Origin of the sequence: Acidovorax sp. SRB_14 (genome assembly GCF_012932145.1) — a bacterium.
In the GTDB taxonomy this organism is placed as follows: Bacteria; Pseudomonadota; Gammaproteobacteria; order Burkholderiales; family Burkholderiaceae_C; genus Simplicispira.
This window is the reverse complement of record NZ_MWOK01000001.1, coordinates 311,703-329,059: the sequence shown is the minus strand read 5'-3', so window position 1 is coordinate 329,059 and position 17,357 is coordinate 311,703. Positions and strand designations below refer to the sequence as shown.

Below are 17,357 nucleotides of genomic sequence, written 5' to 3'. Positions count from 1 at the left end.
GCCCTCGCGCCTGTCTCAGAGTGCGGGCGGGCGGGCCTGCAGCCGGGCGTAGAGGCCGCCGCTGGCCATGAGTTCGGCGTGCGTGCCTTGCTCGGCAATGTGCCCGCGCTCCATCACCACCACGCGGTCGGCATGTTCGATGGTGGACAGCCGGTGCGCAATCACGAGCGTGGTGCGTCCACGCATCAGGCGCTGCAGGGCGTCCTGCACCAGCCGCTCGGATTCGGTGTCCAGCGCGGAGGTGGCCTCGTCGAGGATCAGGATGGGCGCATTCTTGTAGAGCGCGCGGGCGATCGCCAGGCGCTGGCGCTGCCCGCCCGACAGCTGCGTGGCGTTGTGGCCGACCACGGTGTCCATGCCCTGGGGCAGCGCCGCGACATGCTCGGCCAGGTTCGCCGCTTCCAGGCATTCCTGCACGCGCTGCGCGTCCGGCGTGGCCCCCAGGGCAATGTTGGCGGCAATGCTGTCGTTGAACATCACCACATCCTGGCTGACCAGTGCGAACTGCGCACGCAAGGTCTCCAGCTTCCATTCGGGCAGCGCATGGCCGTCGAGCAGCACCTGGCCCGAGGTGGGCGCCACAAAGCGCGGCAGCAGATTCACCAGCGTGGTCTTGCCCGCCCCCGAGGGGCCGACCAGGGCGACGATTTCGCCGGGTTGTACCACCAGGTTCACGTGCTCCAGCGCAGGGGCCTGATCGTCCTTGAAGCGAACGCTGACGTCCTGCAGCGTGATGGCGCCTTGCACCTGGGCCGGCGCATGGCTGCCACCCGTCTCCGCCGGCGCACTGCCGAGCAGCGCCAGCCCGCGCTCCAGCGCCGCCACGCCGCGCGTGATGGGGCTGGCCACGTCGGCCAGGCGGCGAATCGGCGCGATCAGCATCAACATCGCGGTGATGAAGGCCACGAAGCTGCCGACCGTCACCTCGGAGGAGGTGCCTGCCGCCCGGTTTTGCCACAGCGCCACACAGATCACCGTCGACAGCGCGGCCGCAGCCATCAGCTGGGTCAGGGGCGTCATGGCCGACGAGGCGATGGTGGACTTGATGGCGAGCTTGCGCAGGCTGCGGCTGAGCGCGTCAAAGCGTGTGGCCTGGCCGGGCTGGGCGCCGTGCAGCCGCACCATGCGGTGCGCCAGCACGTTTTCTTCCACCACATAGGCCAGTTCGTCCGTGGCCTGCTGGCTGCTCTTGGTGAGCGTGTACAGGCGCCGCGAAAGGGTCTTCATGATCCAGGCCACGCCGGGCACGACGACGGCCACGATGAGCGTGAGCTGCCAGTTCAGGTACAGCAGATAACCGAGCAGCGCGACCAGTGTGAAGCCGTCGCGCGACAGCCCCATCAAGGCCTGCACCAACAGCGTCGCGCCGGTCTGCACCTCGTACACCACCGTGTTCGACAAGGTGCTGGCGGACTGGCGCGCAAACAGCGCCATGTCGGCCGCCAGCAGGCGCTCGAACAGGGCTTGGCGCAGCTTCAGCATGCCCTCGTTGGCGATGCGCGTCAGTGCGTACTGGCCGGTGAACTGTGCGAGGCCGCGCACCATGAAAATTCCCATGATCGCCACCGGAACCATCCACAGCTCGAGCGAGCCCTGCGTGAATCCACGGTCCAGCAGCGGCTTGAGCAGGGCCGGCATCAGCGGCTCGGTGGCGGCGCCGACCAAGGTGGCCACCACGGCTAAAACCCAGGCGCGGCGTTGGTTGCCAAAGTAAATCGACAGCCGTTTGAGCCGTTGAAGCAGTCGCTCAGGGGGGGGGGGCTGCGCAGGCGCAGGGGTGGCGGGGATGCTGGCGTCGGGGTCTTGCATGTGCGGCGATTCTACGTTTGGCCGTCTGCGCCAACAGATTGTCACAGGGAGGGCCTTTGTCAGTGTGTAACATTGGTGTTTGATCGCCGGCCCGTTGCCCGGCTCCTGTTGGCAGAGAATGACTACAGACTCCTTGTTTTCCCTTTCCTCCTCAACGGCTTTGCCGCACCCCACCAGGCGCCACCTTCTGACTGCAGCTGCGGCGTCTTCCGCGCTGCCCGCACTGGCGCAGTTCAAGGTGGAAGTCTCTGGCGTCGGGCTGACACAGTTGCCCATTGCCATTGCCGCCTTTCGCGGCGAAGCCCAAGCACCCCAAAAGATCGGCGCGATCGTCCAGGCCGATCTGGAGCGCAGCGGGCAGTTCCGCGCCGTCGACGCCTCGGGCGTGGCGCTGGACGAGACTTCGCGCCCCGACGTGGCCCTCTGGAAGCAGAAAAACGCCGACTCGCTGGTCACAGGCAGCATTGCGCGCCTGGCCGACGGGCGCTTCGATGTGCGCTTTCGCCTCTGGGATGTGGTGCGCGGCCAGGACCTGGGCGGACAAAGCTATGTGGTCACGCCGGGCGATCTGCGCCTGGTGGCGCACCGCATTGCCGACTATGTCTATGAAAAGCTCACCGGCGAGCGCGGTGTCTTCTCGACCCGCATTGCCTATGTCACCAAGAGCGGCACGCGCTACAGCCTCTGGGTGGCCGACGCCGACGGCGAGAACGCACAGTCTGCGCTCTCGAGCCCCGAGCCCATCATCTCACCCGCGTGGTCGCCCACGGGCGGGCAATTGGCCTATGTATCGTTTGAGTCGCGCAAGCCGGTGGTGTATGTGCACGACGTGGCCACGGGTCGCCGCCGCCTCATCGCCAATTTCCGCGGCTCCAACAGCGCGCCCGCGTGGTCGCCCGACGGCCGCACCCTCGCCGTCACCCTGAGCCGCGACGGCAATTCCCAGCTCTACACCATCGATGCCAACGGCGGCGAGCCGCGTCGGCTCATGCAGAGTTCGGGCATCGATACCGAGCCTGTGTATTCGGCCGATGGACGCAGCATTTATTTTGTCAGCGACCGCGGTGGCGCTCCGCAGATCTACAAAGTCGGCAGCAACGGCGGCAATGCCGAGCGCGTGAGCTTCAGTGGCAGCTACAACATCTCGCCAAGCCTGAGCCCCGATGGCCGTTGGCTGGCCTATATCTCGCGCGTGGGCGGTGCCTTCAAGCTGCATGTGATGGACCTGGCCAGCGGCGCAGTCAACGCCATCACCGACACGGCGGCCGATGAAAGTCCCAGTTTCGCTCCGAACAGCCGGTTGATCGTCTACGCCACGCAGCAGCAGGGCCGCGAGGCACTCATGACCACCACGGTCGACGGGAAAATCAAGGCCCGTCTGGCAGGCCAGAGCGGCGATATCCGCGAGCCCGACTGGGGCCCTTTTCCCAAGCAGTAATTCATCTCCAATCACCGAGTTTCAGGAGCTTTTCAATGATCAAACGCGTTTATTCCGCCATTGCTGTCGCTGTGCTGATGGCCGGGTGCAGTTCCGGTGTCAACCTCGACAACGTCCCCGTGGAAGACAAGGCTGGCACCGCGCTGCCCACCACCGGCAATGGCGCCAATGCCCGCAATACCGGACAAAGCGGTGTGGCGGGTGTCGACCTGTCGCAATCCGCACGCGACGCAGCCGGCCCGGTGGGCGTCAGCCGCATCGTTTACTTTGACTACGACAGCTACGTCATCAAGGCCGACAACCAAGCCCTGATCGATGCCCATGCCCGCTTCATCAAGGCCAGCCCATCGCGCAAGGTCATGATCGAAGGCCATACCGATGAGCGCGGGGGCCGCGAGTACAACCTGGCTCTCGGACAAAAGCGCGCCGAAGCCGTGCGTCGCGCGCTGGGCTTGCTCGGTGTGCCCGATTCCCAGGTCGAAGCCGTGAGCTTTGGCAAGGAAAAGCCTGCTGCCACCGGCCACAGCGAAGAAGCCTACGCGCAAAACCGCCGCGCTGAACTGTCCTACCGCTGATGCCCGCGCTCGCTCCCACCCGTACGGCTCGCGCGCTGTGGGCGCTGGCGCTGACCTGCGCAGCGCTTCCGGCGGCCCATGCCGCACTGTTCGAAGACGACGAGGCGCGGCGCGCCATTCTGGAGATGCGCCAGCGCGTGGATGCGCTCCAGCAGTCGGGCCAGCGCAACAGCGACGATCTGCGGCGCTCGGGCGAAGACACTACGCAGTTGCGCCGCAGCCTGCTCGAGTTGCAGACCCAGATCGAAACGCTGCGTGCCGAGACCGCCAAGCTGCGCGGCCAAAATGAACAGTTGCTGCGCGATGTCACCGAACTGCAGCGGCACCAGAAAGACATGGCCCAGGGCGTGGACGAGCGCCTGCGCCAGTTCGAGCCTGCCAAAGTCAGTGTGGATGGCCAGGAGTTCCAGGCCGATCCCGCTGAGAAGCGTGATTTCGACGCGGCCTTGGCGGTTTTTCGCAGCGGCAAGTTTGCCGATGCGCAAGCGGCCTTTGGCAACTTCGTTAGGCTCTACCCGCGCAGCGGATACGTACCCTCGGCACGTTTCTGGCTCGGCAACGCGCAGTATGCGACGCGCGACTATAAAGAGGCCATCAACAACTTCAAGGCTTTGCTGGCCGCGGCGCCCAACCATGCGCGGGCGCCCGAGGCGGCCCTGTCGATCGCCAATTGCCAGATCGAGCTGAAGGAAACCCGCGGGGCGCGCAAGACGCTCGAAGACCTGGTGCGTGCCTATCCCCAGTCCGAGGCCGCAGTCGCAGCCAAGGACCGCCTCTCGCGCCTGAAGTGATGGACTCCGCGCAGGGCCTGCCGGCCGCCGAAAGTGCGTCCATCGACGACGCTGTTTCGCAACAGCGCCGCTTCGGCGGGCTGGAGCGCCTGTACGGCATGGAAGGCGCCGCGCGCATCCGTGCGGCGCACATTGCGGTCGTGGGCATTGGCGGGGTAGGGTCTTGGGCGGCCGAGGCGCTGGCGCGCAGTGGGGTGGGCAGACTCACGCTCATCGACCTGGACCATGTGGCAGAGTCCAATATCAATCGCCAGATCCATGCATTGAGCAGCACGGTGGGCCAGGCCAAGGTCCAGGCGATGCGCGAGCGCATTGCACAGATCAATCCGCTGTGCTTGGTCGAGTGCATAGAAGATTTCGTCGAGCCAGCCAACTGGCCCGCGCTCTTGCCGCAGGGCGTGCACGCCGTCATCGATGCCTGCGACCAGGCCCCTGCGAAGACCGCGATGGCCGCGTGGGCGCGCAGCACAGGTGTCACATTCATCAGCGTGGGTGCGGCGGGCGGCAAGCGCCATGCGCACAAGGTCGACGTTGACGATCTCTCGGCCACCACGCACGACCCCTTGCTCGCGCAGCTGCGCTACCGCTTGCGCAAGCACCATGGCGCGGCCCGCGAGGGTCGCACGATCGGCGTGATGTGCGTCTTTAGCCGCGAGGCCGTGGCGCCGCCCGATCCCTCCTGCGACATGGACGGCGATGGCACGCTCAATTGTCACGGCTATGGCTCGGTGGTCGCGGTCACTGCCACCTTCGGACAGTGCGCAGCGGGTTGGGTTTTGGACAAAATTGCGCAGAATTCTCGAAACGGGTTAAAAACCGCTCTATAATTTAAAGCTTTGCTGATATCGCAGATTGCGGTCCAGCAGCCAGTGGGACGTTAGCTCAGTTGGTAGAGCAGCGGACTTTTAATCCGTTTGTCGTGGGTTCGACCCCCGCACGTCCCACCAAGATTAACAAGACGCAAGTGCTTGATTTCAAAGGCCTTCTCACGGGGGTCTTTGTTTTTTCGGCGTCGGACGCGGCTTTGATAGCACTGAGCTGCCGCGAGCGCTTACTCGCCGCAGCGAGGGCCGTTGCGCTTTCCAGTGTGCCGGTGTGGCCTGCAAAGGGCTAAAACCGGTCTCTGCACCCGTCATCCCATGTTGGAGATGACGAATGAGCGTTATGAAGAATGGAAGAGGGCCCTTGCGCGCCGGTGTCCTGCAGGGCTGCCTCAACGGCGGAGGTGCGGCATGGCGAAGCAACCCAAGCCTTTCCATACCGAGGCCGTTGGCGGGTCCAAGTGAGTCATCATTAATGGCACGCGTCTCTTGCAGAGATTTTGACAGACACGCTGACGCCGTGCGGTGGGCTGTCGAGCAGCTCGCCAATGCCAATAGCGCGCATGCGCCGCAGCTTGGAGGGCCCAAGAAAGCCACGTTAGCGCAGGCGTTGGTCCATTACGCAGAGCACTACAGCGTCCTGAAAGGCGGTGTGGTTGCCGAACTCAAACGTATCAACGGAGCACCATAGCCATCCCTCTGATTGCTGCGATCACGCTGGGTATTGGCGTGGTAGTTGCACGGCTGCTCGTTGCGCAGGTACGAATTGTCATGACGCCTCTCGCGGCCGCCGTGGGACCCGGGGTTGCAGGCTGAGCGAACAGCTTTGGCGTGGAACCGCACTGGATTGGCCGTGCTGGCCAACGCATTGCTGGCACTGCGCTCGGGTTGGTCGAGCAGGGATATGTCCATCACCATCCTGGCCTTGGCGTTGCTGGTGGTATCGGATGCCGCTATTTTCTATGGCGCATGGCGTTGTCGGGAACTGTTGAGCGGTCAGGACAAGATTCCACTTCCGAAGACTGGAATCGCTACAGCTGCTGTCGTTGCGTTGGGACTATGTCATGGCTCTGCTTTCGTTTTATTGCAAGTCAATTGGCTGCTGTGATTGTTGGTTCATCTAGCCAGGGTGCTCTACCTGCTGGATCGGGGATGCCTGGAATTTGCTCGGCTGTTCGCCATCCACCATGCCCGGCCTTCTTCGCGCCCCGCGCCGAGCAACTCCATATTCAAGTGGCGTTACTCGCATCGGGTGGACCGCGCCAGCACGTCCGTCTTGTGCGATCAGTCCGGTGTGCTGCCGGTGTTCTACCCGACCGAGGAATTCAAGGTGTCGCCCCATGAATAGATTTCGAAGGCGTGCTAAAGGCTTATGTGGCGGCCTGGGTGTTTGGCTGTGCCTGTGGCCAAAACCGATACTTTCTGTGTACTTGTTAGCAGACTCCGTAGTCAAAGGACTGGGAATCCGCATGCAGATTATTCAACTGGCGTCGTCCTGCTCGATTACCGGTTGTTACACTGGCCGGCAATCCACCTTTCTTGGCCGTGTTTGCGAAGTGATGTAGCCCAGGTTCCTGGCCACACCGTCAGCTCCCCCTCTCAACGTCAACATGGTTGCAACCATTCTCGTCGGTATGCTGTGCGCACACCTGCTGTGCTTTTCGGTGATGTTTTGGCTCATCAGCAGACGCCTGCACGGCAAAAAGATGGGGATGGACTTTTTTGCGATGGGCAACCTCCTGTTGGGTTTTGCCTATGTGTTGCAATTGGCTGAAGGAGGCCCCGCCTGGAGCCTGATGAGTGTTGTCAACCACACCTTCACATTAGCCTCCCCAGTGGCTTACGGGCTGGGTGCCATGCGTTTTTTTGGGCACTCCGTCCCTTTGTGGCGTCCACTGCTTGCATTCGCCGTGACCTACGGCGCCGCGCAGGTGCTGGTGCAATGGAGCCTGGGCCCGGCTGCCCGCTACGCCATGCTCTCGGGCATGTCCGCCCTGCTTTTCTTGGTCATGGCCATCACCGTGGTCTATGGCGTGCGCACCTTTGCCAAAGATTTGTATGGGGAGATGGTATTTTTTGCAGCCTTGATCAGCGGCATTTGCGTACTCAATGCACTCAAGTTCATGAAGATTCTGGATGGCGGCCTAGATGCACTGCAGATGGACCGCAATTTCCAGATGGTGTTCTACATCTACATGTCATCCCTGGCCACGGTGTTGCCGCCATCGATCGTTTGGCTGGTACTGCGCCGCTTGACCGATGACCTGCGCAACCTGGCTGCGCGTGACCCCATGACACAGTTACTCAATCGCCGCGGACTTACGGAAGCGCTGCAACGGTATTTCAACTCCAGCAAGGCAGTGCCTGCGCACTTGCTGATGGTTGACGTCGACCACTTCAAACGCATCAACGATACCTATGGCCACCAAATCGGAGATGCCGTCCTGTGCCATGTGGCGGAGGTACTTCGCACCACGGTGCGCCTTGGCGACTTGGCAGGCCGTATCGGCGGAGAAGAGTTTCTTGTCATCTGCCTAGACACCGACATTCTGGGGGTCATGCACCTGGCTGAGCGTTTGCGTGCAGCCATCGAAAATCAAGCCATCAAGATCCCTGGCTCCAACTATCCACTGCACTGCACGATCACGATTGGGGTTTCACACAACTTCGCTGGTGCACATGTCTTAGAGGACGCTATGCAAGAAGCCGACGCCGCCCTTTACCGTGGCAAAGCCGCTGGACGCAACCGGATCGAATTGGCGCAAGTCGCTCATGGCAATCAGCTAACCCAGGGCATGGGTACATCAACAACGTACCAGACCGACACGGTGGTTTAGCCTGCGTCCAAGGTATTTACCCATTTGGAGGACTGCATCTGTGGCTATCACCGGTGCCCTATGACCCGACAAAGCAGTCCTTGAATCCCCTCGGGCGAAGGACTACGCTGGGTCGCTGTGCGAAAGTTAGTGAGCGGCCAGAAACAGGCGAAACGCCGCCATTGATTGGATGTTTGGCCCTCTCGTGACCCTATGCTATACATTCAGGTGCCGTCACAGAGGAACTGCCCACGTCGCTCGTTGTCCGACCTGCGCATGTCGACGAGTTGGCGCGCGCCGAAGAGCTGGTTGCCCGCAGCATCAACGATCTGGCCGTGCGCCACGGTTTCGGATCGATCGCCACTTCGCGGCCTCCGCATTTCCAGCTGTTCTGCCTGCGAGATGACCCGCGCGGCGTGTGGCTGGCCGAGGATGATGGCGAGATAGTGGGCTTCGCCTTGAGATGGGTTTGCGGCCGGCTCTGGTTTCTGGCGGAATTGTTTGTTGCACCTGGCCGGCAGGGACTGGGTATCGGCAACCAACTGCTGGACCGCACCCTGCAGCATGCGCGTCAGGCCGGTGCCACGGAAAAGAGCCTGATTACCTTCGCCTTAAATGTGGTGTCTCAGGGGCTGTATGTGCAGCACGGCCTGTTGCCGCGCGTGCCCCTCCATTTGTGCAGCGCAGAGCGTGCGTCATTGGCGCGTCACGCGCAGGGCCCCGCGCTGCGCACGACGCCCATCCGGACGACCGCCGCCGATCTAGAACTGCTGCGGCAAATCGACGTCGCAATCCTGGGTGTTTCGCGAGAGAAGCATCACCGCTACTTGCTGAGCGATCCCCGGATGGAAGGTGTTTTTCTCGAGGATGGAGACGTGCGCGTTGGCTACGCGTACGTTGCTGCGGTGGGTCATATAGGTCCCATGGCAGTCAGGCATGGTCATGCGATGCCTGGTGCATTCAGGGCGGCGCTGGCCATGGCCGTCGCGGGGAAGGAAAAACAGATCTCCGTGTTCGTTCCCGGGACCAGCGATGCACTGGCGATCGCAGCCAGCCAAGGCATGTGATTCACACTTCCCATGGTGCTGATGTCGACACACGATTGCGGCAACTGGACACGCTATCTCCCGCGCAACCCGGGCTTCATGTGAGACCGCTTCAGACACGGAAACTCCAGGCGGGAATGTCTGTGATGGGTCGGTTCCGCACGTCCAAGTGATGGGCAAGCGGCCGTTTGCGCAGCGCCGGCAAGGTGGCAGGGGCCTACGACCGCAGCACCTCGTACAGCCGCCGTTTGTGCAAGCGTCGGTTGCACCTCCGATGACCGCTTGGCGCCAGCCATCGTGAGTTCGACGGCTGATAACCGCCGGCAGCAACCGCTGCATTTCTGACTCCTGGCATGTCTGCAGCAGGCTGGGTGCCGTTATCCAGTTTTGACGGATCGATGACCGCTGCCGCTATTACTTTTCGCGGGCCGAGTGACCGCTGCGCTGCCAGGACCGATCATTCCACAGAACTTTTGCATAGGACGACCAAGATTCGTGGCGCCACGCAGGTCAAGGGCGTTATCGACCCAAACGAGACGCTTGTGCATCAATCGCAAAGCGATCTGTCATGTTCGTAAGTTCCGGATCATCCCCTTCAGACAGACCGAGTTCATGAACCGACCGACCTGACTGCTTGATCAGAGAGAGTTTCGTCCTTGGCGGCGGCATGGTGCCATCACCTGTAACCGGTCTTGTCACCGTGAAGGTGGGTGGCAAGGACATGCAGGTTCCCTTCGTTATTGGTGGTGGTGGAGGCAAGAACGCAGACGGGAAAGCGGGACTGGATGTAGAACGCCCAATGATCGCAATCAAGAAAACTAAGCGCAGATCGTATTGGTACAGGGAAAAGGACCGATAACACTCACGGTGGGCCTGTGCGGCATAAGCCTCCAAGATCTATACAAGGCACCATCAACGCGTCTGCATTAGCGTAGTCATCCGGTTGTATTGCCAAGACAAAACGACCTAACTCCTGCGAATGTCCGTCGCCATTCAGCGCTCAACCTCAGGGAGCTTTGGGACAGGCCGGGCGGCGCGCGCAGGCACGGTTTGTGGAATTTCGGAGGGCGCAAACAAATCCCAGGTGGCGATGAACAGCGCGGCAATGACCGGGCCGATCACAAATCCGCTGAGGCCAAAAAGCGCCATGCCGCCGAGCGTGGAGATCAGCACGACATAGTCGGGCATCTTGGTGTCTTTGCCGACCAGGACCGGACGCAGCATGTTGTCGACCAAGCCGATCACAAAGATGCCGAAGGCGGTGAGCGTGATGGCTTGCCAGAGTGCTCCCGTGGCAAAGAAGTAAATGGCCACCGGGGCCCAGATCAATCCGGCGCCTACGGCAGGCAGCAGGGACAGGAAGGCCATCAATACGCCCCACAGCACGGGTCCCTGGATGCCCACTACGGCAAAAATGAATCCGCCCAGCAGGCCTTGCGATGCCGCCACGACGATGTTTCCTTTGACGGTGGCGCGGACCACGGTGGTGAACTTCTGGCTCAGCTTGCGCTTGTGGTCCTCGTCCAGCGGAATGGCGTGGCGTATGCGCGCTCCCAGTCGCGGGCCATCGCGCAACAAGAAGAACAAGAGGTACAGCATGATGCCGAAGCTCACCAAGAACTGGAAAGTGTTCTGCCCAATGTTCAGTGCGCGTGTCGCAATGAGCTGGCTGGCTTGGAGGGCGGCGCTGGAAACTTTTTGCTGCAACGCGGCGACACTGGATAGGCCCAGGCGGTCCAGCACACCCGACGCCCACGCTGGCATCGCGGCCACGACTTGCTGAAAGTAGGCCCCCATGTCCAGTTCGCCCGAGCGCAGCCGGTCATAAATATGGACGGCTTCCTGGGCCAGTGACACGCCGATGAGCGCCAGCGGCAGGATGACGACCACCAGGCACAGCGTGAGTGTGGTCAGCGCGGCCAGATTGCGCCGCGACGGCATGCGCTTGAGCAGGCGCTGGTGCAGCGGCGTGAACAAGATGGCCAATGCCATTCCCCAGAAGACGGCTTCATAGAACGGCCACAGGACGGCCAGAAAAGCCAGCGTGACGGCGCTCAGCAGCAGCAAAAAAACCTTGTTTTGCAGGGACGGTGATGTCATGGTGGGTAAACACGTTCTAAGGGTCAGTGCGATGCTGCGACTGTAAGCGAGCGCCTGGCGCGACAGCGGTGATAGCTGGCGTGGGCGCCGGCTGCCACCGCAGCCCTGGCGGCATGCGTTCGGTGGCACAATGTCGGCCGTACAAGGCCCTTCCCCAGCCACAGTCGCATCCGCCAACCGGTTCAGCCGTGTCGCGGAAGGTTTCTAAACCACCCTAATGCTTTCCAAAGGAAAGCGGAGGCCAGCGGAATATGAGCGAGACGACATCCGTTTACCAAGCCTACCAAGGCAACACCTATCTCTTTGGTGGCAATGCGCCCTATGTCGAAGAGATGTACGAGAACTACCTGGCGAACCCCGGCAGCGTTCCCGACACTTGGCGTGAATATTTCGATGCGCTGCAGCATGTGCCAGCCGCCGACGGCAGCGATGCCAAGGACGTGCCGCACCTGCCGGTGATCAGTGCTTTTGCCGAGCGGGCCAAGCAAGGCGGCACCAAGGTGGTCGTGGCCAGCCACGACGCCGAAATGGGGCGCAAGCGCACCGCCGTGCAGCAGCTGATTGCTGCCTATCGCAACGTGGGCCAGCGCTGGGCCGACCTCGATCCGCTCAAGCGCACCGAGCGCCCCGCCATCCCCGAGCTGGAGCCGTCGTTCTACGGCTTCAGCGATGCCGATCAAGAAACCGTGTTCGACACCAGCAACACCTTCTTCGGCAAGGACAGCATGCCCCTGCGCGAGCTGCTCAATGCGCTGCGCGAAACCTATTGCGGCACCCTGGGCGCTGAATACATGTATGCCACCGACCAGAACCAGAAGCGCTGGTGGCAGCAAAAGCTCGAATCCATCCGCTCCAAGGCCACCTACAGCGCCGACAAGAAAAAGCACATCCTCGATCGCCTGACGGCAGCCGAGGGCCTGGAGCGCTTCCTGCACACCAAGTACGTGGGGCAAAAGCGCTTCTCGCTCGAAGGCGGCGAGAGCTTCATCGTGGCGATGGACGAGCTGATCCAGTCGGCCGGCACCAAGGGCGTGCAGGAAATCGTGATCGGCATGGCCCACCGCGGCCGCCTGAACGTGCTGGTCAATTCGCTGGGCAAGATGCCCAAGGACCTGTTCGCCGAGTTCGACCACACCGCCCCCGAAGACCTGCCCTCGGGCGACGTCAAGTACCACCAGGGCTTCAGCTCGGACGTGTCCACCGCCGGTGGCCCGGTGCACCTGAGCCTGGCGTTCAACCCCTCGCACCTTGAAATCGTGAACCCGGTGGTCGAGGGCTCGGTGCGCGCGCGCATGGACCGCCGCGGCGACCCGCTGGGCCAGCAGGTGCTGCCGGTTCTCGTCCACGGCGACGCGGCCTTTGCCGGCCAGGGCGTGATCCAGGAAACCCTGGCACTGGCGCAAACCCGGGGCTATTCCACGGGCGGCACGGTGCACATCGTGATCAACAACCAGATCGGCTTCACCACCTCGGACCCGCGCGACAGCCGCTCCACGCTGTACTGCACCGACGTGGTGAAGATGATCGAGTCGCCCGTGCTGCACGTGAACGGCGACGACCCTGAAGCCGTGGCGCTGGCCATGGAGCTGGCGCTGGAGTTCCGCATGGAGTTCCGCAAGGACGTCGTGGTCGATGTCATCTGCTTCCGCAAGCTCGGCCACAACGAGCAGGACACCCCGGCGCTCACCCAGCCGCTGATGTACAAGAAGATCGGCGCCCACCCCGGCACGCGCAAGCTCTATGCCGACAAGCTGGCGGCGCAGGGCCTGGGCGAGACGCTCGGCGACGACATGGTCAAGGCCTACCGCGCCGCCATGGACGCGGGCAAGCACACCGTGGACCCGGTGCTGACCGACTTCAAGCGCAAGTACGCCGTCGACTGGAGCCCGTTCCTGGGCAAGAAGTGGACCGATGCCTCCGAGACCGCCATCCCGCTGGCCGAGTGGAAGCGCCTGTCCGAAAAAATCACCACTATCCCCGACAGCGTCACGCCGCACCAGCTTGTCAAGAAGGTCTACGACGACCGCGCGGCCATGGGCCGGGGCGACATTCCGGTGGACTGGGGCATGGGCGAGCACATGGCTTTTGCCTCGCTGGTGGCCAGCGGCTTCCCGGTGCGCCTGTCGGGCGAGGACTGCGGCCGCGGCACGTTCACGCACCGCCATTCCGTGATCCACGACCAGAAGCGCGAGAAGTGGGATGTGGGCACCTATGTGCCGCTGCAGAATGTGGCCGAGAACCAGGCACCGTTCGTCGTCATCGACTCCATCCTCTCGGAAGAGGCCGTGCTGGGCTTCGAATACGGCTACGCATCGAACGACCCGAACACCCTGGTCATCTGGGAAGCCCAGTTTGGCGACTTCGCCAACGGCGCCCAGGTCGTCATCGACCAGTTCATCGCGTCAGGTGAAGTGAAGTGGGGCCGCGTCAACGGCATCACGCTGATGCTGCCGCACGGCTACGAAGGACAGGGCCCCGAGCACAGCTCGGCGCGCCTGGAGCGCTTCATGCAGCTGTCGGCCGACACCAACATGCAGGTGGTGCAGCCGACCACGGCCAGCCAGATCTTCCACGTGCTGCGCCGCCAGATGGTGCGCGACCTGCGCAAGCCGCTGATCATCATGACGCCGAAGTCGCTGCTGCGGAACAAGGATGCGACCTCGCCGCTGTCGGAGTTCACCAAGGGCGGTTTCCAGACCGTGATTCCGGAGCAGAACGAAGCCGTCGTGCGCAATGCCGCCAAGGTCAAGCGCGTGGTGGCCTGCTCGGGCAAGGTGTACTACGACCTCGTGAAAAAGCGTGCCGAGCGCGAAGACGACGATGTGGCCATCATCCGCGTCGAGCAGCTGTACCCGTTCCCGCACAAGGCCTTCGGCGCCGAGATCAAGCGCTACCCGAACGCCACCGAGGTCGTGTGGTGCCAGGATGAGCCACAGAACCAGGGCGCCTGGTTCTTCATCCAGCACAACATCCACGAGAACATGATCGACGGCCAGAAGCTCGGCTACTCCGGCCGCGCCGCGTCCGCGTCGCCCGCCGTCGGCTACTCGCATTTGCACCAGGAACAGCAAAAGGCGCTGGTCGATGGCGCCTTCGGCAAGCTCAAGGGTTTTGTGCTGACCAAGTAAGGCCAGCGACCCGACACCAGAACAGAACCCTATTTTCGAAAGAATCCCAATGGCTATCGTAGAAGTCAAAGTTCCCCAACTGTCCGAGTCCGTGGCCGAGGCCACCATGCTGACCTGGAAGAAGAAGGCCGGTGAGGCCGTCGCCATCGATGAAATCCTGATCGAGATCGAAACCGACAAGGTCGTGCTGGAAGTGCCCGCACCCGCTGCCGGTGTGCTCACGGAAATCGTGCAGGCCGACGGCGCTACGGTGGTGGCCGAGCAGCTGATCGCCAAGATCGACACCGAAGCAGTGGCTGGCGCCGCTGCACCCGCTGCGGCGCCGGCCGCCGCAGTGGCTGCTGCTCCCGCTGCAGCCACTGCGAACAAGGGCGACGTGGCCATGCCTGCGGCAGCCAAGCTGCTGGCCGAGAACAACTTGTCGGTGTCTGCCGTGGCCGGCACCGGCAAGGACGGTCGTGTGACCAAGGGCGACGTGCTTGGCGCCGTGGCCGCAGGTGCTGCAAAATCTGTAGCTGCCAGCGCAATCCCCACCGGCGTTCCGACCAAATCTCTGCCCCAAGTGGCAGCGCCTTCGCCGGTGCAGAATCTGGGTGACCGACCCGAGCAGCGCGTGCCCATGAGCCGCCTGCGCGCCCGCGTGGCCGAGCGCCTGCTGCAGTCGCAATCGACCAACGCCATTCTGACCACGTTTAACGAAGTGAACATGGCGCCTGTGATGGAGCTGCGCAAGAAGTTCCAGGACAGCTTCACCAAGGAGCATGGCGTCAAGCTCGGTTTCATGTCCTTCTTTGTGAAGGCGGCAGTGCACGCGCTCAAGAAGTTCCCGGTCATCAACGCCAGCGTGGACGGCAGCGACATCGTCTACCACGGCTACTTCGACATCGGCATTGCCGTGGGCAGCCCGCGTGGCCTGGTGGTGCCGATCCTGCGCAATGCCGACCAGATGAGCTTTGCCGACATCGAGAAGAAGATCGCCGAATTCGGCAAGAAGGCGGCCGAAGGCAAGCTGGGCATTGACGACATGACCGGCGGCACCTTCTCCATCAGCAACGGCGGCACCTTCGGCTCGATGATGTCCACCCCCATCATCAACCCGCCCCAGTCGGCCATCCTGGGCGTGCACGCCACCAAGGACCGCGCCGTGGTCGAAAACGGCCAGATCGTCGTCCGCCCGATGAACTACCTGGCCATGTCATACGACCACCGCATCATCGACGGCCGCGAAGCCGTTCTGGGCCTGGTGGCCATGAAGGACGCGCTGGAAGACCCGTCGCGCCTGCTGTTCGACATCTAAGCGCTAGAACCTGGTGAACCCACCCGTGCGGCACGGCCTGAAGGTCCAGCCCGGGGTGGGTTTTTTGACAACCGATTGGGTGAGATTCATATGAGCAAACAATTTGACGTCGTCGTGATCGGCGCCGGCCCCGGCGGCTACATCGCCGCCATTCGCGCGGCGCAGCTGGGCTTCAACGTGGCCTGCATCGACGAGTGGAAGAACGACAAGGGCGGCCCCGCGCTTGGCGGCACCTGCACCAACGTGGGCTGCATTCCGTCCAAGGCGCTGCTGCAGTCGTCCGAGCATTTCGAGCACGCCAACAAGCACTTTGCCGACCATGGCATCACCGCCACCGGTGTGAAGATCGACGTGGCCAAGATGGTCGGTCGCAAGGACACCGTGGTCAAACAGAACAACGACGGCATCCTGTACCTGTTCAAGAAGAACAAGGTCAGCTTCTTCCACGGCCGCGGCGCGTTTTCCAAGGCCGTCGACGGTGGCTACGAAATCGCGGTGTCGGGCAGTGCGCCCGAAACCCTGGTCGCCAGGCAGATCGTCGTGGCCACGGGCTCCAACGCGCGCGCGCTGCCGGGCGTGCCGTTCGATGAAGAGCATGTGCTGTCCAACGACGGCGCGCTGCGCATCGGCGCGGTGCCCAAGAAGATGGCGCTGATCGGCTCGGGCGTGATCGGGCTGGAGATGGGTTCGGTCTGGCGCCGCCTGGGCTGCGACGTGACCATCCTCGAAGGCCTGCCTACGTTCCTGGGCGCGGTGGACGAGCAGATCGCCAAGGAAGCCAAGAAGGCGTTCGACAAGCAGGGTCTGAAGATCGAACTGGGCGTGAAGGTCGGCGACGTCAAGGTCGGCAAGAAGGGCGTGAGCGTGGCCTACACCAATGCCAAGGGCGAGGCGGCCAGCCTGGACGTGGACAAGCTCATCGTCTCGATCGGCCGCGTGCCCAACACCAACGGCCTGAACGCCGAAGCCGTGGGCCTGCAGCTCGACGAGCGCGGCGCCATCGTGGTCGATGACGACTGCAAGACCAACCTGCCGGGCGTCTGGGCGGTGGGCGATGTGGTGCGCGGCCCGATGCTCGCGCACAAGGCCGAGGAAGAGGGCGTGGCCGTGGCCGAGCGCATGGCCGGCCAGCACGGGCACGTCAACTTCAACACCGTGCCCTGGGTGATCTACACCAGCCCCGAAATTGCCTGGGTGGGCCGCACCGAGCAGCAGCTCAAGGCCGACGGCGTGAAGTACAAGGCCGGCACCTTCCCGTTCCTGGCCAACGGCCGCGCGCGCGCGCTGGGCGACACGACCGGCATGGTCAAGTTCCTGGCCGACGCCACGACGGACGAAATCCTGGGCGTGCACATGGTGGGACCGCAGGTCAGCGAGCTGATCTCCGAGGCTGTGGTGGCTATGGAGTTCAAGGCGAGCAGCGAAGACATTGCGCGCATCTGCCACGCCCACCCTTCGCTGTCGGAAGCCACCAAGGAAGCCGCGCTCGCGGTGGACAAGCGCACGCTCAATTTCTAAGTTTTGAGTGAAATTGGC

At 62.9% G+C, this 17,357-nt stretch carries 13 protein-coding genes and 1 tRNA gene; 12 read left to right on the top strand and 2 right to left on the bottom strand.

Annotation, left to right across the window (positions count from 1 at the left end):
* Positions 1-15: 15 nt before the first annotated feature.
* Positions 16-1,809, bottom strand: a complete 1,794-nt coding sequence (gene msbA, locus B2J86_RS01485; protein WP_173024549.1) for a lipid A export permease/ATP-binding protein MsbA — start codon at positions 1,807-1,809, stop codon at positions 16-18.
* A 118-nt stretch (positions 1,810-1,927) separates the two neighbouring features.
* Between msbA and tolB the strand changes: the two genes are divergently transcribed.
* From tolB to B2J86_RS01440, 9 genes are all read left to right on the top strand, one after another.
* Complete coding sequence (gene tolB / locus B2J86_RS01480; protein ID WP_169167853.1) at positions 1,928-3,247, top strand: Tol-Pal system beta propeller repeat protein TolB; 1,320 nt, start codon at positions 1,928-1,930, stop codon at positions 3,245-3,247.
* A 35-nt stretch (positions 3,248-3,282) separates the two neighbouring features.
* The gene (gene pal / locus B2J86_RS01475) at positions 3,283-3,822 is read left to right on the top strand and encodes a peptidoglycan-associated lipoprotein Pal (RefSeq protein WP_169167854.1); all 540 of its coding nucleotides are present in this window, start codon (positions 3,283-3,285) and stop codon (positions 3,820-3,822) included.
* The gene (ybgF, locus tag B2J86_RS01470) at positions 3,822-4,613 is read left to right on the top strand and encodes a tol-pal system protein YbgF (RefSeq protein ID WP_169167855.1); all 792 of its coding nucleotides are present in this window, start codon (positions 3,822-3,824) and stop codon (positions 4,611-4,613) included. Before pal ends, ybgF begins: the two co-directional genes overlap by 1 nt.
* A 98-nt stretch (positions 4,614-4,711) precedes the next feature.
* Positions 4,712-5,440 (top strand): ThiF family adenylyltransferase, encoded by a 729-nt coding sequence (locus tag B2J86_RS01465; protein WP_240964719.1) that lies wholly within the window; start codon positions 4,712-4,714, stop codon positions 5,438-5,440.
* Positions 5,441-5,484: 44 nt separating this feature from the next.
* Positions 5,485-5,560 (top strand) — tRNA-Lys (locus B2J86_RS01460).
* Positions 5,561-6,239: 679 nt separating this feature from the next.
* Positions 6,240-6,542 (top strand): DUF202 domain-containing protein, encoded by a 303-nt coding sequence (locus B2J86_RS01455; protein WP_256368379.1) that lies wholly within the window; start codon positions 6,240-6,242, stop codon positions 6,540-6,542.
* Positions 6,543-6,563: 21 nt separating this feature from the next.
* On the top strand, positions 6,564-6,782 hold the full coding sequence (locus B2J86_RS01450) for a hypothetical protein (protein WP_173024548.1): 219 nt from the start codon (positions 6,564-6,566) through the stop codon (positions 6,780-6,782).
* A gap of 262 nt (positions 6,783-7,044) precedes the next feature.
* Positions 7,045-8,271, top strand: a complete 1,227-nt coding sequence (locus B2J86_RS01445; protein ID WP_169168420.1) for a GGDEF domain-containing protein — start codon at positions 7,045-7,047, stop codon at positions 8,269-8,271.
* Positions 8,272-8,537: 266 nt separating this feature from the next.
* Positions 8,538-9,317: a GNAT family N-acetyltransferase gene (locus B2J86_RS01440; RefSeq protein ID WP_254067941.1), complete on the top strand. Its 780-nt coding sequence runs from the start codon at positions 8,538-8,540 to the stop codon at positions 9,315-9,317.
* Between the two features lie 972 nt (positions 9,318-10,289).
* Here B2J86_RS01440 and B2J86_RS01435 read toward each other — a convergent pair.
* Complete coding sequence (locus tag B2J86_RS01435) at positions 10,290-11,396, bottom strand: AI-2E family transporter (RefSeq protein WP_169168421.1); 1,107 nt, start codon at positions 11,394-11,396, stop codon at positions 10,290-10,292.
* Between the two features lie 251 nt (positions 11,397-11,647).
* Between B2J86_RS01435 and B2J86_RS01430 the strand changes: the two genes are divergently transcribed.
* The 3 genes from B2J86_RS01430 (at position 11,648) to lpdA (ending at position 17,339) form a co-directional block, all read left to right on the top strand.
* Positions 11,648-14,524: a 2-oxoglutarate dehydrogenase E1 component gene (locus tag B2J86_RS01430; RefSeq protein ID WP_169168422.1), complete on the top strand. Its 2,877-nt coding sequence runs from the start codon at positions 11,648-11,650 to the stop codon at positions 14,522-14,524.
* Between the two features lie 49 nt (positions 14,525-14,573).
* A complete protein-coding gene (gene odhB, locus B2J86_RS01425; protein ID WP_169168423.1) occupies positions 14,574-15,821 on the top strand; it encodes a 2-oxoglutarate dehydrogenase complex dihydrolipoyllysine-residue succinyltransferase in 1,248 nt (415 codons plus the stop codon).
* A gap of 90 nt (positions 15,822-15,911) precedes the next feature.
* Entirely contained in the window at positions 15,912-17,339 is a 1,428-nt protein-coding gene (gene lpdA / locus B2J86_RS01420; protein WP_169168424.1) for a dihydrolipoyl dehydrogenase, read from the top strand.
* The last annotated feature ends 18 nt before the right edge of the window (positions 17,340-17,357 follow it).